The organism is Ancylobacter defluvii, from assembly GCF_018390605.1.
In the GTDB taxonomy this organism is placed as follows: domain Bacteria; phylum Pseudomonadota; class Alphaproteobacteria; order Rhizobiales; family Xanthobacteraceae; genus Ancylobacter; species Ancylobacter defluvii.
The window spans coordinates 18801-36931 of record NZ_JAHBGD010000028.1 but is presented as its reverse complement, the minus strand read 5'-3'; the positions used below and the strand labels follow the sequence as shown (position 1 = coordinate 36931).

Below are 18131 nucleotides of genomic sequence, written 5' to 3'. Positions count from 1 at the left end.
CGATCCCTTGAATGCATGTTCGGCGAAGGCTGAACGGCCTTTGCGGCGAGAACATGCCCCAGTTCATTGAATCCAGAGCACTTTTCCACAGATCGCACAGCATGGCGCGATCGGTGGCACTCCGGGGCGGCGGCTCTTATAGCAAAGCATCGCCGCCGGGGGGAACAGGGGAGGATGCGTTCAGCCGCCCGAGTTGCCGCTGGCGGCGCCGTTGGCCGGGGTGGCACCGGCGGCGGCGAGGCCTTCGGGCTTGCCGACCAGGCTGAACAGCAGCGCCGGATTCTCGCGGAACCGGCCGGCGACGCGCTTGATGTCGTCGAGGCTCACCGCCGCCACCAGTTCGTTGCGGCGGTCGATATAGTCGATGCCGAGATCGTCGATCTGGATCTGCAGCAGCTGCGAGGCCACCTTGGCGGAGCTGTCGAAGCGCAGCGCAAACGAGCCGATCAGATAGCTCTTGGCGTCGGCGAGCTCTTCCTCACTCGGGCCGTCGGTCAACAGCTTCATATATTCGGCGCGGATCAGATCCACCGTCTCGCCGGCGCGCTCGTTCTTGGTGGCGGTGCCGCCGAGGATCAGCCCGGCATGGTCGAGCGGGGCGAGATGGCTGTAGACCGAATAGGCGAGGCCGCGCTTCTCGCGCACCTCCCGGAACAGCCGCGAGGAGAAGGCCGAGCCGCCCAGCATGTGGTTGAGCACGAAGGCGGGGATGAAATCGGGATCGTTGCGCTTCAGCCCGATGCCGCCGAACACCATCGAGGTCTGCGGCACGTCGAGCGTCTTCACCTCCACCGCGCCGAGGCCCTGCGGCACCACGTCGGGCACCGGCGTCAGCTCGGCCTTGGCCGGCAGGGCGCCGAACATCTTGTCCAGCGCCGGGCCGAGCGCCTCCGGGGTGATGTCGCCCACCACCGCGATCTTGAGATTGTCGCGGGCGAGCGTGCGCTTGGCGAAGCCGGCCAGATCGCCGCGGGTGATGGCGGGCACGCTCTCCAGCGTGCCGGACAGCGGGCGGCCATAGGGGTGGTTCGGGAAGGCGCGCGCCGACCAGGCGAGGCTGGCCTGGGTCGAGGGGTCGTTGGCGCGACGGCGCAGATTGGCGAGCTGGCCCTGGCGGATGCGCTCCACCGCCTCGTCATCGAAGCGCGGCGCGGTCACTGCGAGCCGCATCAGCTCGAAGGCAGGCTCGACATTCTCCGACAAGGTGCGCAGCGAGCCGCCGACCATGTCGCGCGAGGCGTCGAAGTGCACCTCGATCGCCTTCTCCGCCATCGCGTCCTGGAAGGCGCGGGCATCGAGATCGCCGGCACCTTCGTCAAGCAGCGAGGCGGCGAGGCTGGCGACGCCCGGCTTGCCGGCGGGGTCCTGGGCGCCGCCGCCGACGAAGGCGATCTCCATCGCCACCAGCGGCAGGGTGGTGTCGTGGACCAGCCAGGCTTCGATGCCGCCGGGGCTCACCACCTTCTGGATGCGGGTGGTCTGCGACTGGGCGGGCGAGGTCGGGGCGAGGGAAACGAGGGCGGTCATGGCGATAAGGCCTGCGGCGAGGTTACGGGCAGAGGGATGCATGGCGGCGAAGCCGCTCGACAAGGCGCTCATCAAGCGGCTCACGAGCGCTTCTCCGGCGCGGCCGGTGCCGCGCTAGCGTCGCGCGCCGGCAGCAGCTGGCTGGTCACCGCCCGCGCGGGAACGAGATAGCGCCGCGCCACCTCCTTCACCTCGTCGGCGGTCACCTGCTTCACCTCGTCGGGCCAGTTCTTCACGTCCTCGACGGTGGTGCCGGTGGCAAGCGCGGCGCCGTAGATGCGCGCCAGCGTCGCCTGGTTGTCCTGGGCATAGATCGCTTCGGCGACCAGCCGGGTCTTGGCGCGCTCCAGCTCGCCGGCCTCCGGCCCGTCGGCGGCCAGCTTGGCGATCACCGCGTCCAGCGCCGCCTCCAGCCTGGCCATGTCGACATCCGGGCGCGGCGAGGCGGACACCCCGAAGCGGGTGTCGTCCAGCGCCGTGCTCTGGTACCAGGCGCCGGCACCGGCGGCGAGGCCCTGCGCCACCACCAGCTCGCGGTAGAGCCGGCCGGTCGAGCCGCCGCCGAGAATCTGCGCCAGCACGTCGAGCGCCACGCTGTCCTTCTTCTCGTTGCGATAGGCCGGCACCAGATAGGCACGCGACAGGCTGGGCTGGCCGACGCGGGCATCCGCCAGCACCAGGCGGCGCTCGGCGCGCGGGATCGGCTCCTTCGGGCGCTCGCGCTCGGCGGTCTCGGCGCGGCGGGCGACCTTGCCGTAGGTCTCCTGCGCCAGCGCCCTCACCGCTTCCGGCTCGACGTCGCCGGCCACCACCAGGATGGCATTGTTCGGCGTGTAGAAGCGCTTGTAGAAGGCGAGCGCGTCCTCGCGGTTGAGCTGACGGATCTCGTCTTCCCAGCCGATGATCGGATGGCCGTAGGGGTGGTTGGTGTACATCGCCGCCTGCGCCGCTTCCGAGAGCTGCGAGCCGGGGTCGTTGTCGGTGCGCATGCGGCGCTCTTCCAGCACCACGTCGCGCTCGGGCAGCACCACCTCGTCGGTGAGCACCAGCCCGGTCATGCGGTCGGCCTCGAAGCCCATCACCGTCTTCAGGTGCTCCTTGGCGACGCGCTGGAAATAGGCGGTGTAGTCGTTGGAGGTGAAGGCGTTCTCCTGCCCGCCGATCTTCGACACCACCTGCGAGAACTCGCCGGCCGGGTGGCTGGCCGTGCCCTTGAACATCAGGTGCTCGAGGAAATGCGCGATGCCGGACTTGCCGGGCTGCTCGTCGGCCGAGCCGACGCGGTACCACACCATATGGGTGACCACCGGGGCACGATGATCGGGCACCACCACCACCTGCATGCCGTTGTCGAGCGTGTACTGCGCCACGTCGGCGGCATCGGCGGGGCGGGGGGCGGCAAGGGCCGCGGCCCCGGTGGCGGCGGCAAGCAACAGAGCGGGCATGAGCTTTCCAGTCGACATAGCGGCATCCGGTTGGGTCATATGGGCACGCCGCGCCGCCGGCGCATCCCCACGCGGCAAGAGTCCCCGCGCGGCGAGTCCGACAGGCGGCAGCGCATCGGGCGTGCCCTGAGCACGTTCCGCGACCGTCGCACGAGTTCGGCGACAAGAACATGCTCTGGTTGATTAAATCGGCGTAAGGGTGGCACGGAACCAGCCGCGGCTGGACCGCCGGCGGCTTCAATCCCCCGTGAACACGCCGCGCATGGCCCGAAAGCGAAGGCCATCAAAGCGACAGGCACTGAAAGCGAAAGGCCGGCAATCGCCGGCCTTGAAGAAGACGCGCTCAGTTGCGGTCCTTGTTGCGCTGGGTCTGATCGAACCAGCTCAGCGGGTTCCAGGCCTTGTCCTCCGGCCGGTCGGCGACCACGCCGAAGGCGGCGCCGGGAGCCGGGGTCTGGAAGCCCGGCGGCGGTTCGGTGAGCGACTGGCGCTCCGGCTCCCCGGCAAACACCATCGGCTTCTCTTCCTGCTTCTGGCCGAGGCTGAACAGGCCGTAGCCGGTAGGCTTCAGCCAATCCTCGCGCGCCGCGGCGTTGCGACCCTGGGCCCGGTTGTTGGAAGGAATGTTGGTGCGGGTGCTGGCCATCTCGGCCGGGCCGAGCGCACGGGTCTGGGCGTTGTCGTTGGTGAAGACCTTCACCTTCGCCGCTGCCGCCGCCTCCTTCTTCTTGCGCTCGTCGTCATAGTCCTTCGGCCAGGCCGGGTTCTGGGTGATGGCGGCGCCGTCGCGCGGCGGCGGCAGCACGTCGCCCGACGGCGGCACCACGATGGGCGCGCGCTCGCGATAATCGATCTCGGGACCCTGCGGCGCCACCAGGCCGAGGCTGGTCAGCACCTGCTCGGTGAAATTGTCTTCCTGGGCGGCGGCGGGTGCGGCACTGAACAGCGTCAGGGCCATCAGGCCCGACGCGAACGCGGCGATGGCAAGACCGCGCGCGAGGAAATGGCGCGGCGCAAAGGTCGATGTCGTCATCCGGTCGTCTCCTGCCGGCCTGCGGCCGACGCAGGAAGGTCGGACACGCAGGGCTCGAACGCAGTTTTCACCTCAGGACGGCGTTTTTACGGCGCCGCCGAAGAAGGAGTCATACAAAAGCAAGGCCACGCCGGCAACAATGGCGACGTCCGACAGATTGAAGACGTACCAGTAGAAGCCCAAGGCGTGCAGCGAAATGAAGTCGAACACCGCACCATAGGCCACGCGGTCGATGGCATTGCCCAGCGCCCCGCCGATCAAAAGCCCGAGAGCGATCGCCTCGATGCGCCGCCCGGTGCGCGCCAGCCAGAACCAGAACAGCACCGCGGCAGCGATTTTCAGCCCGCCGAGCAGCCACCAGCCATCGGCGCCGCCGGAGAACATGCCGTAGCTGATGCCGGTGTTCCACGCCCGTACCAGGTCGAAGAACGGCAGCACCGTCACCTTGCCGTCGTCGCCGAAATCGACGCCGTGCAGCACCGCCAGCTTCGACGCCTGGTCGACGACCAGCGCCAGCAGCGCGAAGCGCGCGCCGAGCCCGGTGAACGGGCCGGTGAGGCTCAGCCTCATTCGGCGGCCCGCCGGGCGCTCGCGCGCTCGCGCAGCGCCTGGGCGTCGCGCGGGGTGACATCCGGATAGTCCGGATCGGTGCCGACCAGCGGCGAGATCTTCCACGAGCGGGCGCATTTATGCCCCTCCGCCCGCGACGGCACCACGCTGACGCCCGGCACGTCGTCGAGGCGGAAGGCGTCCTTCGGCCCCTCGTCCGGCATCAGATGCGCGTCGGAGGTGATGCACACCTCGGCGAGGTCGACCGCGCTCACCGCCGCGAACAGGTTCGGATCCGAGACATGGATGACCGGCGCCGCCTCCAGGCTGGAGCCGATGCGCTTGGCGGCGCGCTCCAGCTCCAGCGCGCCGAGCACCACGCGGCGGACGAGGCGGATCTTGCGCCATTCGTCGGCCAGCGTCTCGTCGCGCCACTTCGCCGGGGTGTCGGGGAAGGTCTCCAGATGCACCGAGCCGTCGGCGGACGGGAACCGCGCCAGCCAGGTCTCCTCCGCGGTGAACGGCAGGATCGGCGCCAGCCAGATCACCAGCCGGCGGAACACCTCGTCGAGCACGGTCAGGCAGGCGCGGCGCGTCACCGAGGAGATCGGGTCGCAATAGAGCGCGTCCTTGCGCACGTCGAAATAGAACGCCGACAGCTCGGCGGTCATGAACTGGGTCAGCGCCGCGTTCACCCGCTTGAAGTCGAAGCTGGCGTAGGATTCGCGCACCACCTTGTCGAGTTCGGCCAGCCGGTGCAGCACCATGCGCTCCAGCGCCGGCATGTCGGCATAGGCGATGCGCTCGCTCTCGCGGTAATGGTGCAGCGAGCCGAGCAGCCAGCGCAGCGTGTTGCGCAGCTTGCGATAGGTCTCGACCGTGGTCTTGAGGATCTCCGCCCCGATGCGCAGATCGTCGGAATAGTCGGAAGCGCACACCCACAGGCGCAATATGTCGGCGCCGGAGGCCTTGATCACCTCCTGCGGAGCCACGACGTTGCCGATCGACTTCGACATCTTGCGGCCCTGCTCGTCGAGCACGAAGCCGTGGGTCAGCACCACGTCATAAGGCGGCCGCGCGCGGGTGCCGCAGCTCTCCAGCAGCGAGGAGTGGAACCAGCCGCGATGCTGGTCCGATCCTTCGAGATACATCACCCGGTCCGGCCCGCCATTGAAGGCGCGGTCGACCTTCAGGTCCTCGCGCACCTCCAGCGTGAAGGCATGCGTGGAGCCCGAATCGAACCAGACGTCGAGGATGTCGTCGACCTTGTGCCATTCATTGGCGCTGTAATCGGTGCCGAGGAAACGCTGCGCGGCGCCCTCCTTGTACCAGGCGTCCGCCCCTTCGGTGGCGAAGGCCTCGGCGATGCGCGCATTCACCGCGTCGTCGTGCAGGATTTCGACGGTGCCATCGCCCTTGTCCTTCACGAACACCGCGATCGGCACGCCCCAGGCGCGCTGGCGCGACACCACCCAGTCCGGGCGGTTCTCGATCATGCCGTTGATGCGGTTCTGGCCCGAGGCCGGCACCCAGTCGACGCCGGCAATGCCGCCGAGCGCCCGCGCCCGCAGCGTGTCGCCGACCGTCGAGGAGCCGTCCGCCGCCGCGATGTCCTTGTCCATCGCGATGAACCATTGCGGCGTGTTGCGGAAGATGATCGGCGCCTTGGAGCGCCAGCTATGCGGGTACTGATGCTTCAGCCGGCCGCGGGCGATGATCCGGTCGGCCGCCATCAGCGCCTTGATGACGGCGTCGTTGGCATCGCCGTCCTTGCCCTTGTCGTCCATCACCCGATGGCCGGCGAACAGCGGCACATGATCGTAATAGCGCCCGTCCGGCCCGACGGTATGCGGCACCTCGCCGAGGCGCTCGGCGACATAGAGGTTGAAGTCGTCGGCGCCGTGGCCGGGAGCGATATGCACGAAGCCGGTGCCGGTGTCGTCGGTGACGAAATCGCCGGCCACCACCGGCACGGCGAAGTCGAAATAGCCCTTGGTGCCGGCAACGCCGGCGAGCGGATGCGCGCAGACCAGATGGGTCGGGTCCACCTCTTTATGGCGCTCATAGCCGGTGACGCGCGCGGCCTTGAACACGTCGGCCGCCAGCTTGTCGGCGATGATGAAATGCTCGCCGACCTTGGCCCAGTTGTCGGCCGCCGCCTCGGTCACCTCGTAGACGGCATAGGTGACGTTCTCGGCGAAGGCGATGGCGCGGTTGCCGGGGATGGTCCAGGGCGTCGTCGTCCAGATGACGACGGAGGCGCCCTCATAGGACGGGAACAAGTGGATGTCGGCGGCGGCGGCGGCCGGGTCGAGCCCCTTGGGCAGGCCGCCGGCGGTCGCCGCGCTCTTGCGATAGCCGGTGACCGGGAACTTCACGAAGATCGTGGTCGACTGGTGGTCGTGATACTCGACCTCCGCCTCGGCCAGCGCGGTGCGCTCGACCACCGACCACATCACCGGCTTGGAGCCGCGATAGAGCAGACCGTTGGCGGCGAACTTCATGATTTCGCGGGCGATCTGCGCCTCGGCGTCGAAGCTCATCGTCACATAGGGATGGTCCCAGTCGCCGCCGACGCCGAGCCGCTTGAACTCGGCGCGCTGTACGTCGATCCAGCCCTGGGCGAAGGCGCGGCATTCCTGGCGGAACTCGACGACCGGCACCTCGTCCTTGTTGCGGCCCTTGGCGCGGTACTGCTCCTCGATCTTCCACTCGATCGGCAGGCCGTGGCAGTCCCAGCCCGGCACATAATTCGAGTCGTGGCCGAGCGCGCCCTGCGAGCGCACCACCACGTCCTTCAGGATCTTGTTGAGCGCGTGGCCGATATGGATGTTGCCATTGGCATAGGGCGGGCCGTCATGCAGCACGAAGCGCGGCTTGCCCGCGCCGGCCTCGCGCTGGCGCTGGTAGAGGCCGATCTGTTCCCAGCGGGCGAGGAATTCCGGCTCGCGCTGCGGCAGGCCGGCGCGCATCGGGAATTCGGTCTGCGGCAGGAACAGCGTCGCCGAATAGTCGTGCGCCTCGCCACCCTCGGTATCGGGGGTCTTCGGCTCGCGACCATCGCTGTTTCGGTTCGTCATTGACCGGCTCCCTACGCTATCGGGCACGGTGTAAGCGCAGCGGCGAGGCCGTGCAAGGGTTTGAAGGGGTCGGCGCGTCAGCCCTCACTGAGCCGGGCACCGAGGATCGCCCGCGCCCGGCGGCTGTCCTCGTCCATCTGGGTGATCAGCGGCTCGATGCCGGCGAACTTCAGCTCCGGCCGGAGATAGGCGTGGAACGCCACCTTCAGCCGCCGGCCATAGAGGTCGCCCGACCAGTCGAAGACGAAGGTCTCCAGCCGCGGCGCGCCGTCGTCGAAGGTCGGCCGCCGGCCGAAGCTCGCCACCGCCGGCCGCTCCACCCCGTCGATCTCCACGCTCACCGCGTAAATGCCATGCGCAAGCTCGGTGGCAGGATCCAGCCGCATATTGGCGGTGGGGTAGCCGAGTTCGCGGCCGCGCTTGTCGCCATGGATCACCTCGGCCTCGACGGTGAACGGCGCCCCCAGCATGTGGGCGGCCTGCTCGACCCGGCCCTGCGCCAGCGCCGCGCGGATGGCGCTGGAGGAAATCTGCGCGCCGTCGTCGAGCAGCGGCGGCACGATCTCCACCGCGAAGCCATGGCGCGCGCCGGCCTCGCGCAGGAAGGCCGGCGAGCCGCCGCGGGCGCGGCCGAAATGGAAGTCGAAGCCGGCCACCACGCAGCCCACCCCCAGCCATTCGACCAGGATCTCGGTGACGAAGCTCTCGGCGTCCTTTGCCGCCAGCAGCGCGTCGAAGGCGAGCACCGCCGCGCCGTCGAGCCCGGTGGCCGCGAGCATGGCAAGCTTCAGCGGTTCCGGGGTGAGGCGGAACATCGGCTCGTTGGGGCGAAAATAGGCGCGCGGATGCGGCTCGAAGGTCAGTGCCAGCGCCGGCTTGCCGGCGGCATGCGCCCGCCGCACCGCCGCGCCGATCACCGCCCGGTGGCCGCGATGCACGCCGTCGAAATTGCCGATCGCCACCACCGGATCGGCGAGGGACGCCGGCACGGCGTCGCCGCCGCGCAGCACGATGAAGGGTCGGGAAGCGGGGGAAGCACTCATCGGGGCAACACCGTCGGAACCTGCGTAACGGATCGCGCGCAAAACTGCGGATGCGCAGCCGGCGCGTCAACCCGGCAAACCCCTAGCCGCTTTCCGCGCCCCGCGAAACCGGCCGGCCGATACGAATAAGCTATCAGTTCGACAGGCTGCGCCTTGGCTCGGCGTGAGCGGCGTGACGCGAGCGGCTTGGCGTGCGGGACGCTACCAGACCAGCTGCGGCGCGGCGGCGACCGGCCGGCCGGGCCCGTCCTCGATCAGCCGGGCGAGTGCGCGCGGGTCGATGGTGCCCGAGCGCTCCAGCCCGAGCTCGCCGGCATGGATGCCGCCGGCGATGAACAGGCAGTCGATGCCGACCCCGAGCGCGCCGGCGAGATCGGTGCGCAACGCGTCGCCGATGGCGAGCACGCGGCCGGGCTCGGCCGGCACGCCACGCAGCTCCACCGCCTTGGCGAACGCCGCCTCGTAGATCGGGCGGTGCGGCTTGCCGCACCAGATCGCCGCGCCGCCGATCTGCTGATAGGCCTCGGCGAGCGCGCCGGCGCACCAGATCAGCTCGCCGCCGCGCTCCACCACGATATCGGGATTGGCGCAGATCATGGTGAGCCCGCGCGTGTGCATCGCCGCCAGCGTGTCGCGATAGGTATCGGGTGTCTCGGTGGTGTCGTCGAACAGGCCGGTGCAGACCACCCGCTCGCACGCTTCCATCGCTACCAGTTCGACGCCGGCGCCCTGGTAGATGCCGAGGTCGCGCTCCGGTCCCAGATGCCAGACCTTGCCGATGCCGCCCTGGCGCAGCAGGCCGGTGGTGACGTCGCCGGAGGTGACGATGGCGTCATAGGCGGTGCGCGGCACCCCGAAGCGGTCGAGGATGATGCCGACATCGGCGTTCGGCCGCGGGGCGTTGGAGACCAGGATCACCGTGCGGCCAGCCGCGCGTGCCCGCGTCAATGCGTCCGAGGCCGCGGCAAAGGCATTGGCGCCGTTGTGCAGCACCCCCCAGACGTCGCACAGGATCACGTCGTAGCGCGGCGCCAGCTCGGCGAAGGGCAGGACGGGAATCGGCGGCACAGCGGCGGAGGGGAGCGGCGTGGACGTAGACGACATGGGCAAGGCGACCTCGTCGGCTGGGAGCGTGCAGGGCGGAAGGCGGCAACGATAACGCCGGCAAGGATCACGCCGGCAACGATGCGGGAACGGCGGAACCCACGGGTCCAACTGCCATGTCCGCCGCCACGGCACAAGGCCGCCCCCGGCATGGCAGGCTCCCGCCCCGTTCGCGGCGCGGCTGCCTGTGCCGCCCGGCCACGGCCCTCCGGCTTTGCGACAACGCCGCGGGACGGGTAGCGGGACTGTCGGCTTCGCACGCGTGCGAAGGCGGAACGGCGACCATCGACGTTGCCGGGCGGCACCGTCGCCCTATCTTCATGGCGCCCGTCGATGATCGGCAACATCTGAAAGCGCCAAGGAGCATTTTTCATGACCGCGACCACGCTCTTCACCGGCACCGCCACCGCCAAGGGCGGCCGCCACGGCCATTCCGCCACCAGCGACGGCTCGGTCTCCGTCGATCTCGGCATGCCGAAGAACGGCGTGCTGGAGCCCGGCAAGACCACGCCCGAGCATCTGTTCGCCACCGGCTATGCCGCCTGCTTCGGCTCGGCGGTGGAAGCGGTCGGCGGCCAGAAGAAGCTCGACGTTTCCGACGCCTCGGTCACGGTGGCCGCCTCGCTGCAGAAGAGCGACAGCGGCTTCAGCCTGGCGGTGAAGCTCACCCTGAAGGCGCCGGCGCTCTCAAAGGAGCAAGCGCAGGAGGTGATCGAGGCCGCGCACCAGATGTGCCCGTACTCCAAGGCGACGCGCGGCAACATTCCGGTCGAACTCGCCGTCGAGTGACCGGCGGCCTCCGCACCGGCAGAAGCGTCATGCCCCGGCCTGTGCCGGGCATGACGTCGTCCGTCGCGGCCATTTGCTGGATGAAACAATACGACGCCGCGCGCCTCATCGCGATGCTGACCTCGCGCGCGAGCGCTATCGCATGCCGGCGCGGCCGGGCGAACGCCTTAATTCCTCATTGCTGAACAGCCGTGAGCCGCAGAGCCGAGCCGCGCCGTCACCCGGCATCAGGTCGCGCTCCGGCTGTGCGCCTCGCGTCGTGCCGGAAGGCGCGGCGCTTATGCCGCGTCGCGCCGGCCCGGCAGGGCCACCGGGGCGATCGGCCCCATGCCGCCGCCCGGCGCCATCGGCCCGCGCGGCGCCCGCTCCGACATCGCGGCGCGCAAATTATCCACCTGCGCATTGGCCCGGCGCGCATCGCGGCCGGCGCTGCGCGCCGCCCGGCGATAGCGTCCCTGCCGCAGCCACACCGTGACCCCGCCCAGCGCCACGCCGATGATGAGGCTTGCCAGCACCACCACGAACAGCGGCAGATCCACCGACAGGACGCCGGCAAAGGGATCGAGCACCAGCGCCACCGGATGGCGGTTGGCCACCGCCAGCATGATGAGGCCGATGGAGATCGGCAGGATCAGCACGATCGATAGGATGCGACGCAGCACGCCTTGACACTCCTGCTTGGCACGTCCGGCTATTCGAGATCCACCCCGCCATTCAGGCGTTCGCGCATCTCCTTGCCGGTCTTGAAATACGGCACCGCCTTGCCGTCGACCGCCACATGGGCGCCGGTGCGCGGGTTGCGCCCGGTGCGCGCCGGCCGCGCCTTCACCGAGAAGGCACCGAAGCCGCGCAGCTCCACCCGGTCTCCGCGGGCAAGAGCTCCGACGATCTCGTCGAGTATCGCATTCACGATATTCTCGACGTCGCGCTGATAGAGATGCGGATTGGCTTCCGCGATACGCTGGACTAGTTCCGACTTGATCATCGACGCCCCGGCCCCTTAGTTCGTCTTCGGCTCGTCGTAAATCCGAAAACACTTTATTCTCGAAACTGTTGGCTCCCCCCGAAAGCTTAATCGCGAGGGTGCCAGAGGGCCAACAGACCGTCAAGGCGAGACTGAGTCGCGGCGTCGAAAGCCGGGCCGATCAGCACCGAGGCCACGTCCCCGAGCCCGAACAGCGACATCAGCCGCACCCCCGCCGCCCGCAGCCAGCCGAATTCCTCGCCGGAGCGCCCGGTACGCCAGACGCGCACCGGCAGGCTTTCGGCCACGTCGCGCTCGCGGGCGAGGTAGGCCCGCGCTGTGCGCTCGTCGCCGAGTTCGTCGACGAGGTTCAGCGGCAGGCCCTGATGCGCGGTGAACACCCGGCCGTCGGCGACGAGGTCAAGCTTTTCGCCGGCGATGGTCCGCCGCTCGGCGACCAGGCCGCGGAACCAGTCATAGCTGTCGGTCACCAGCGACATCACCGCCGCCCGCGCCTCGAGGCTGGTCGGCTCGAAGCCGTTCGGCACCGCCTTGAGCGGGCTCGACTTGATGGTCTCGTAGGCGACGCCCACGGTCTTCATCAGATCGGTGAAGTTCGGGTACTGGAAGATCACGCCGATCGAGCCGACCATGGCGTTGCGCGGCGCCACGATGTGATCGGCGCCCATGGCGGCGATATAGGCGCCCGACGCCGCCATGCCGTCGACCACCGCCACCACAGGCAGCTTCTCCGCCAGCCGCCGCAGCCCGTCATAGAGCTGCTGCGAGCCGACCACGGTGCCGCCGGGCGAATCGATGGCGATGATCACCGCGCGGGCGCCGGAGCGGGCGATGTCGTCGAACATCTCCAGCCGCTCACGGTCGTTGCGGATGATGCCGCCGATGGACACCCGCGCCACGTGCGGCGCCGAGCGCGGGGTGAAGCCGCCATCGGTCCACCACACCGCCGCCAGCGCCGCGGCGCCGGCGATGACCAGCAGCAGCGCCACGCGCCAGAAGGTGAGCTTGCGGCGCAGCCGCCGGCGCTCCAGCAGGGAATCGACGTCCATTGCAGTGCCGAGCATCGGTTCCGGGCCGCTCCGTCTTCAAAGCCGAGCCCCTGACGTAGAGCCCAAGCGTGGCGGGCGCAAGGCTGTCAGGTCGCCGCGCCGGAGGCCATACGGCCACGGCGCGGCGTTCAGCCGCCGTGCTTCTCCAGGAAGGCCTCGACCGGCAGCGCGCGGAAATCGGCGAGCGCGGCCTGAAGCCGCGCATGCTCCCAGTGCCACCAGCCGAGCGCCTGCAGCCTTTCGCCAATTGCGGCGGGAAAGCGCGCGCGGATCGGTCGCGCCGGATTGCCGCCGACGATGCTGTAGGGCGCCACGTCCTTGGTGACGACCGCCCCGGCCGCCACCACCGCGCCGTCGCCGATGCGGCGGCCCGGCAGCACGATGGCGCCGTGGCCGATCCAGACGTCATGGCCGATCGTCACCCATTGGGCGCGGCGGCGGTCGAAGAAGCTCGCCTCGTTGGATTCGCCGGCGAAATAATCGCCGGCGCGATAGGTGAAGTGCGACTGGCTGGCCCGTTCCATCGGGTGGTTGCCGGGATTGATGCGGGTCATCGCGGCGATGGAGGTGAACTTGCCGATGGTGGTGTAGGCGATGTCGCTGTCGTTCACCACGTAGGAATAGTCGCCGAGCTCGACCTCGACCAGCCGCGTGCGCTCGCCGACCTCGGTGTAGCGGCCGAGCGTCGAGGCGTTGAGCTCGGCGCTGGCATCGATGACGGGCTCCGGCCCGAGCCGGGTGGGCGGCTGGGTCACGCCTCAGCTCCCGAAGCTGAAGCGTTCGATCAGCCGGAAGCGCTCGCCGCCGGCGCCGTCCTGCCGCGCCTCCTGGCGGTACAGCGCGATGCCGCCGACGATCAGCGGCCCGTCCGCCCCGCTCCGCGCGAACAGCTCGGCCAGTTCCTCCGCCGCCGCCGCGCGGTCGGCGTCGTCGTCGAGCGGGCCGGTCAGCGTCATGTGAAAGCGGAAATCGTCCAGCACATAGGGATAGCCCCAGCGCGCCAGATAATCCTTCTGCCGCTCGGTCAGCGGCGCCCGCAGCCGGCGCTCGCGCTCGGCCTCGGTCATCGGGGCGCGGAAATCGTCGAAGGCCGCCACCGCGCCGGCGGCAAGCCGGTTCAGCGCCGAACAGGTCGATACCGTCTTCAGCGCGAAGAAGCGGCCGATGGAGGCCAGCATCACCCCGGCGCAGGCGAAGCTCGCCCGGTCGGCGGCGAAGCGGGCGCACACCGCGCGCAGGCTCGCCTCGTCCTTGTCCGGCGCCAGGCGGAACGGCGCCTTCAGCGTGCCGTGGAAGCCGTAGCGGCGCGGCTCGGAGGTGATGTCGCGCCAGCGCTCCGGCGCGAAACGCGACAGGGACGGCTGCGGCAATTCGCGCCCGCTCTCGGCGTCGTAGCCGATCACCGAGGAGCCGAAGCGCCACAGCGGGCTCTTGGCCGGCGGCGCGAAATAGATCGCATAGCGCCGGTCGGCCGGCCGGGCCTCGGCCGGGCGCGGGTCGGCCTCGGCGGCGGCCTTGAGGTCGATGGACGGCGCGTCGGCCGGCCGGAAATCGCTCAGCCGGAAATCATGCGGCCGCGCATCACCAAGTATCGTCGTCATGCGTCCTCCCGAGAACAGCTTCGCGCGCGAAGTCCCGTCGTTCAGAAGATGCGCCGGCCGGCGAGGAAGACCTCCCGCACCACCGGCGTGTCGTCGATCACATGAAAGGCCAGCACATCGGCCCGCAGCCCCGACGCCAGCCGGCCGCGGTCGGCCAGCCCGGCCAGCGCCGCCGGCCGCGAGGTCACCAGCGCCAGCGCCGCCGGCAGCGTCAGGCCGGGATCGCGGGTCAGCGCCAGCGCCGCCTGCAACAGGCTCGCCGGCACATAGTCGGAGGCGAGCGCGTCGATCAGCCCCTGCGCCGCCAGCACCCGCATCGAGACGCCGCCGGAATGCGAGCCGCCGCGCACCGCGTTCGGCGCCCCGCCAATGGTGGCGAGGCCCGCCTGCCGCGCCGCCTTCGCCGCTTCCGGCGTGGTGGGGAATTCGGAAATGGTGCAGCCCGCCGCCTTGGCGTCGGCGACATGCTCGGGCGTGGTGTCGTCATGGCTCGCCAGCACGATGCCGGAGCCGGCGAACAGCCCGACCATCTTGGCGAAATTGCCCGGCACCGCCGCCCGTCCGCGCGCGGCGCGCTCATTGAGCTCGCGGTCCATCTCCTCGGCGGTCTTGCCGATGCCGGAGAGATAGGTCTTGAGGTGTTCGACATTGCGCCACTGCCGGGCGCCGGGCGTGTGGTCCATCAGCGAGGCCAGCGCCAGCGTCGGCCGGCCCGAGGCCTGCGCCACCAGCTCTTCCAGCGTCGGGTCGGTGAGTTCGCAGCGCAGGTGCAGCCGGTGCTCGACGCGGAACATGCCGCGCGCCGTGCCCTCGTCGACGGCGTCGAGCATCACCGTGTAGAGCGCCCGGCGGTCGGCCTTGGATTGGTCGAAGCCGCCGGCGCAGATGGCGTCGTAGACGGTGGTGACGCCGGAGCCGGCCATTTGCGCGTCATGCGCCAGCGCCGCGGCGCGGGCATCCGGCCAGATCACCTTCGGGCGCGGCACGAAATGGCTTTCCAGCGCATCGGTGTGCAGGTCGATCAGGCCGGGCGCCAGATAGGCGCCGGCGCAGTCGATCGCCTGGGCGAGATGCGAGCGCCCCTCGTCGACGGCGCGGATGTCGCCGCGTTCCACGACCAGCGTGCCCGCGACGACGGCGTCATCGAGGACGATTCGGGCATTGGTGAGAATCGTTTCCATGGGCCGCGCGTCTCGCATGTTGCCGTGACCATTCGATGAACCCGCGCGAAACCGTTGCCGCGCCGGCCTTTCTCGACTCACACCGCCTCGGCGTCGCCGTCGGAACGCGGATCGTGCGTGCCTTCGACATTCCCCTTCGGGTGCCATACCACCGCCCCGGCATGGCCCATCGTGTCGCTATAGGCCTCCGGCAGCACGCTCAGCTCATGGCCGGCGCGCGACAGGTCGTCGGCGACGCGCGAATCGAAGGCGCCCTCGACCCGGAGCCCGATGGTGTCGTCGCCCCAGGTGCGCCCGAGCAGCCAGCGCGGCCGCGCCACCGCCTGGCCGAGCGGCACGCCGAACATCCCGTAGCGGCTCATCACCGCCGCATTGCTCTGCGGCTGGCCTTCGCCACCCATGCAACCGAAGGCGACCACGCGCCCGTCCGCCAGCTCGGCCATGCAGGGGTTGAGCGTGTGGAAGGGCCGCCTCCCCGGCTCCAGCGGGTTCACCGCCTTGGGGTCGAGCGAGAAGGAGGCGCCGCGATTCTGCAACAGCACGCCGGTCGCCGGCGAGACGACGCCGGAACCGAACTCCCAGTAGATCGACTGGATGTAGGAGACCGAGACGCCGCTCTTGTCGGTGGCGCCCAGCCACACGGTGTCGCCGCGTGCGGCCTTTTGCGGCCAGGGCAGGGCGCGGCGCCCGTCGATCGCCGCCGCCTCGCGCTCCAGCGTCGCCGGGGTGAGGAAGGAGGCCGGATCGGCGGTCAGGCGCGCATAGTCGGTCACCACCTTGTCGCGGACCAGGAAGGCGCGCTTGGTCGCCTCGACCAGACCGTGGACATGGGCGAAGCCCTCGGGCTCGACAACGCCCAGCCGCTCGAAGATGCCGAGGATCATCAGGCTGGCCAGCCCCTGCGTCGGCGGCTGCGATCCCCACAGCTTCATCCCGCGCAAGGTCGCGGCCAGCGGCTTGCGCTCGACGGCGCGATAGGCCTGAAGGTCGGCGCGGGTCACCGGCGAGCCGACGCGCTCGAGATCGGCGGCGAGCTCGCGCCCGACATCGCCGCGGTAATAATCGTCGAGGCCGGCGCCGGCGAGATGCTCCAGCGTGTCGGCGAGCCGCCCGGCGCGCTGCAGCGTCCCCGCCTCCGGCGGCTTGCCCTCGGCGAGATAGGCGCCGGCGAAGCCCGGCACGTCCTTCAGCTCGCCGAGCTTCTCGGTCGTCAGCCGCGCCTGCGAGGCCGAGACCGGCGTGCCTTCGCGCGCATGGGCGATCGCGCTCTCCAACAGCCGCTTCAGCGGCATCTTTCCGCCCAGCCCCCGCGCCATCTCCAGCGCCAGCATCCAGCCGCCGACCTGTCCGGGCACGGTGAGCGCGGCGAGCGGGCCGCGCGCGGGCACGGCGTCATGGCCGGCATCGCGGTAGAAGGCCCGCGTCGCCCGGGCGCCGGCGAACCCGGCCGCCTCGATATAGGCCACCCGGCCGGACGGGCCGCGGATCAGCCAGAAGCCGTCGCCGCCCATCTGGTTCATATGAGGATAGACCACCGCGATGGCGGCGGCGGCGGCGAGCATGGCCTCGACGGCGTTGCCGCCCTCTTCCAGCACCGCGCGGCCGGCGAGCGAGGCCAGCCGGTGCGGCGTGGCGATCACGCCGCGGCCGCCGTGGCGGCTCTCATGTGCGGTGAAGCGATCCATGTCCCCGACCTCCCGTGCCCCCAACCTCCCGCGCGGCGCCGAATCACGCTCGCGTGCGGCGACTTGACCGGCGCGGCCGGGCATAGCAGGTTGCGCGCCGTCGATTAAGGCAAGAAGCCAAGGCTAGGAAGACTGATGAGCACGGGCCGTCGCATCCGCTGGGACCATGTCAGCACGGTGGTGAGCGCCGCCATTCTGCTGGGAGCCGAGCTCATCGGCGCCGGCCTCGCCGCCGGCTGGGCGGTGGCGGCGCTGTTCAATGCCGGCTGGGTGACCGAGCTGATCTTCGAGGTCGCCTTCGGCCTGCTCGCCACCTACGGCATCTACCGCTTCATCATGAAGGCCAAGAGCGTCGAGCCCTTCGTCGAGGGCTGAGCGCCCTCCGGCGGCGCACCCTGCCTCCCGTCGCAGCGCGCCGGCGACGCGAGATCCCCCACCCGGCCATCGTTCCCGACGGCCGGGCCGGCACGCGCCGCAATGGCCTGGGAACGCTCGGCCGCCCTCACCCGCGATCCGGCGCCGGCCCTGTTTCCAGCAGCGCCTTCAGCCGCGCGAGATCGCGGCGCACCCAGTCGGCATCGGCGGCGAACGCCGCCTCGCTTACGCCCGGGCGCCGGAACAGGCTGAACACCACCTCGCTGCCGTCGCCATTGGCGACCACCCGCATCGGGTTGTACATCGGCGCGCCGTTCTCGGGGATCAGCGTGTGGTCGAGCACGCCATGCTGGTTCGGCGGCGTGAAACGCACCCGCATCGGCCCGAGCGGCGTCTCCACCTGCCAGTCGGTGCCGCCGAGCGGCGCGAATCCTTTGCCGAGCCCTTCCGCCCACGCCGGAAAATTCGCCGGCTCGCAAAGATACGCCCGCACCTTCTCATAGGGCCGCGCAATGCCGATGCCGATATGCAGAGCGGGCTGAACCGCCATCGCCGCCTCCTCGACCGAACTGGAACGAAAACAGAACACACTCCCCCGCCCCTGACAAGCACCGGCTCCGGCCGGGAGCGGCCTGTCGGGCAGAGCTCCGCCGCGGCTGTCGATTCGGCCATGGTTCGGCGGGGT

Annotated in this window: 17 protein-coding genes; 2 read left to right on the top strand and 15 right to left on the bottom strand. The window is 70.1% G+C overall.

The features are described 5' to 3' along the window. Nucleotides 1-180: 180 nt before the first annotated feature. From KHC24_RS23565 to KHC24_RS23535, 7 genes are all read right to left on the bottom strand, one after another. The gene (locus KHC24_RS23565) at nucleotides 181-1569 is read right to left on the bottom strand and encodes a M16 family metallopeptidase (protein WP_246547658.1); all 1389 of its coding nucleotides are present in this window, start codon (nucleotides 1567-1569) and stop codon (nucleotides 181-183) included. 38 nt (nucleotides 1570-1607) lie between these two features. Then, entirely contained in the window at nucleotides 1608-2972 is a 1365-nt protein-coding gene (locus KHC24_RS23560; RefSeq protein WP_213366652.1) for a M16 family metallopeptidase, read from the bottom strand. 343 nt (nucleotides 2973-3315) lie between these two features. Continuing rightward, nucleotides 3316-4005 (bottom strand): hypothetical protein, encoded by a 690-nt coding sequence (locus tag KHC24_RS23555; protein WP_213366650.1) that lies wholly within the window; start codon nucleotides 4003-4005, stop codon nucleotides 3316-3318. Nucleotides 4006-4077: 72 nt separating this feature from the next. Then, entirely contained in the window at nucleotides 4078-4575 is a 498-nt protein-coding gene (lspA, locus tag KHC24_RS23550; protein ID WP_213366648.1) for a signal peptidase II, read from the bottom strand. Continuing rightward, nucleotides 4572-7634 (bottom strand): isoleucine--tRNA ligase, encoded by a 3063-nt coding sequence (gene ileS / locus KHC24_RS23545; protein WP_213366646.1) that lies wholly within the window; start codon nucleotides 7632-7634, stop codon nucleotides 4572-4574. The genes lspA and ileS overlap by 4 nt, the downstream gene beginning before the upstream one ends. Before the next feature lie 77 nt (nucleotides 7635-7711). Then, complete coding sequence (locus KHC24_RS23540) at nucleotides 7712-8677, bottom strand: bifunctional riboflavin kinase/FAD synthetase (RefSeq protein WP_213366644.1); 966 nt, start codon at nucleotides 8675-8677, stop codon at nucleotides 7712-7714. Between the two features lie 201 nt (nucleotides 8678-8878). Beyond that, a complete protein-coding gene (locus tag KHC24_RS23535) occupies nucleotides 8879-9781 on the bottom strand; it encodes a TIGR01459 family HAD-type hydrolase (protein ID WP_213366642.1) in 903 nt (300 codons plus the stop codon). A 372-nt stretch (nucleotides 9782-10153) separates the two neighbouring features. On the opposite strand from KHC24_RS23535, the gene KHC24_RS23530 reads away from it, so the two are divergent. Beyond that, nucleotides 10154-10570 (top strand): Ohr family peroxiredoxin, encoded by a 417-nt coding sequence (locus KHC24_RS23530; RefSeq protein WP_213366640.1) that lies wholly within the window; start codon nucleotides 10154-10156, stop codon nucleotides 10568-10570. Between the two features lie 278 nt (nucleotides 10571-10848). On the opposite strand, the gene KHC24_RS23525 is transcribed toward KHC24_RS23530, so the two are convergent. The 7 genes from KHC24_RS23525 to KHC24_RS23495 all read right to left on the bottom strand — a co-directional run bounded on the left by KHC24_RS23525 (nucleotide 10849) and on the right by KHC24_RS23495 (nucleotide 17071). Next, nucleotides 10849-11232, bottom strand: a complete 384-nt coding sequence (locus tag KHC24_RS23525) for a lipopolysaccharide assembly protein LapA domain-containing protein (protein ID WP_213366639.1) — start codon at nucleotides 11230-11232, stop codon at nucleotides 10849-10851. 29 nt (nucleotides 11233-11261) lie between these two features. Further along, complete coding sequence (gene ihfB, locus KHC24_RS23520; RefSeq protein WP_213353364.1) at nucleotides 11262-11555, bottom strand: integration host factor subunit beta; 294 nt, start codon at nucleotides 11553-11555, stop codon at nucleotides 11262-11264. An 86-nt stretch (nucleotides 11556-11641) separates the two neighbouring features. Further along, nucleotides 11642-12619 (bottom strand): signal peptide peptidase SppA, encoded by a 978-nt coding sequence (sppA, locus tag KHC24_RS23515; RefSeq protein ID WP_213366637.1) that lies wholly within the window; start codon nucleotides 12617-12619, stop codon nucleotides 11642-11644. Between the two features lie 113 nt (nucleotides 12620-12732). After that, nucleotides 12733-13359: a DapH/DapD/GlmU-related protein gene (locus KHC24_RS23510; RefSeq protein ID WP_213366635.1), complete on the bottom strand. Its 627-nt coding sequence runs from the start codon at nucleotides 13357-13359 to the stop codon at nucleotides 12733-12735. A gap of 3 nt (nucleotides 13360-13362) precedes the next feature. Next, on the bottom strand, nucleotides 13363-14205 hold the full coding sequence (locus KHC24_RS23505) for a DUF1045 domain-containing protein (RefSeq protein WP_213366633.1): 843 nt from the start codon (nucleotides 14203-14205) through the stop codon (nucleotides 13363-13365). Between the two features lie 41 nt (nucleotides 14206-14246). Next, nucleotides 14247-15386, bottom strand: a complete 1140-nt coding sequence (locus KHC24_RS23500) for an alpha-D-ribose 1-methylphosphonate 5-triphosphate diphosphatase (RefSeq protein WP_213366631.1) — start codon at nucleotides 15384-15386, stop codon at nucleotides 14247-14249. A gap of 77 nt (nucleotides 15387-15463) precedes the next feature. Beyond that, nucleotides 15464-17071, bottom strand: coding sequence for a gamma-glutamyltransferase family protein (locus tag KHC24_RS23495; protein WP_213366629.1), 1608 nt, complete (start codon nucleotides 17069-17071; stop codon nucleotides 15464-15466). Nucleotides 17072-17206: 135 nt separating this feature from the next. Between KHC24_RS23495 and KHC24_RS23490 the strand changes: the two genes are divergently transcribed. Further along, on the top strand, nucleotides 17207-17446 hold the full coding sequence (locus KHC24_RS23490; RefSeq protein WP_213366627.1) for a hypothetical protein: 240 nt from the start codon (nucleotides 17207-17209) through the stop codon (nucleotides 17444-17446). 127 nt (nucleotides 17447-17573) lie between these two features. Here KHC24_RS23490 and KHC24_RS23485 read toward each other — a convergent pair whose 3' ends face one another. Further along, nucleotides 17574-17996, bottom strand: a complete 423-nt coding sequence (locus tag KHC24_RS23485; protein ID WP_213366625.1) for an SRPBCC family protein — start codon at nucleotides 17994-17996, stop codon at nucleotides 17574-17576. Between the last annotated feature and the right edge of the window lie 135 nt (nucleotides 17997-18131).

Bases quoted from the DNA above. Each gene is read 5' to 3' on its own strand.
- KHC24_RS23505 (WP_213366633.1), bottom strand. From the start codon at position 14,205: ATGACGACGATACTTGGTGATGCGCGGCCGCATGATTTCCGGCTGAGC.
- KHC24_RS23535 (WP_213366642.1), bottom strand. From the start codon at position 9,781: ATGTCGTCTACGTCCACGCCGCTCCCCTCCGCCGCTGTGCCGCCGATT.
- KHC24_RS23540 (WP_213366644.1), bottom strand. From the start codon at position 8,677: ATGAGTGCTTCCCCCGCTTCCCGACCCTTCATCGTGCTGCGCGGCGGC.
- lspA (WP_213366648.1), bottom strand. From the start codon at position 4,575: ATGAGGCTGAGCCTCACCGGCCCGTTCACCGGGCTCGGCGCGCGCTTC.
- KHC24_RS23555 (WP_213366650.1), bottom strand. From the start codon at position 4,005: ATGACGACATCGACCTTTGCGCCGCGCCATTTCCTCGCGCGCGGTCTT.
- ileS (WP_213366646.1), bottom strand. From the start codon at position 7,634: ATGACGAACCGAAACAGCGATGGTCGCGAGCCGAAGACCCCCGATACC.
- KHC24_RS23530 (WP_213366640.1), top strand. From the start codon at position 10,154: ATGACCGCGACCACGCTCTTCACCGGCACCGCCACCGCCAAGGGCGGC.
- KHC24_RS23565 (WP_246547658.1), bottom strand. From the start codon at position 1,569: ATGCATCCCTCTGCCCGTAACCTCGCCGCAGGCCTTATCGCCATGACC.
- KHC24_RS23500 (WP_213366631.1), bottom strand. From the start codon at position 15,386: ATGGAAACGATTCTCACCAATGCCCGAATCGTCCTCGATGACGCCGTC.
- KHC24_RS23495 (WP_213366629.1), bottom strand. From the start codon at position 17,071: ATGGATCGCTTCACCGCACATGAGAGCCGCCACGGCGGCCGCGGCGTG.
- KHC24_RS23490 (WP_213366627.1), top strand. From the start codon at position 17,207: ATGAGCACGGGCCGTCGCATCCGCTGGGACCATGTCAGCACGGTGGTG.
- KHC24_RS23485 (WP_213366625.1), bottom strand. From the start codon at position 17,996: ATGGCGGTTCAGCCCGCTCTGCATATCGGCATCGGCATTGCGCGGCCC.
- ihfB (WP_213353364.1), bottom strand. From the start codon at position 11,555: ATGATCAAGTCGGAACTAGTCCAGCGTATCGCGGAAGCCAATCCGCAT.
- sppA (WP_213366637.1), bottom strand. From the start codon at position 12,619: ATGCTCGGCACTGCAATGGACGTCGATTCCCTGCTGGAGCGCCGGCGG.
- KHC24_RS23560 (WP_213366652.1), bottom strand. From the start codon at position 2,972: ATGCCCGCTCTGTTGCTTGCCGCCGCCACCGGGGCCGCGGCCCTTGCC.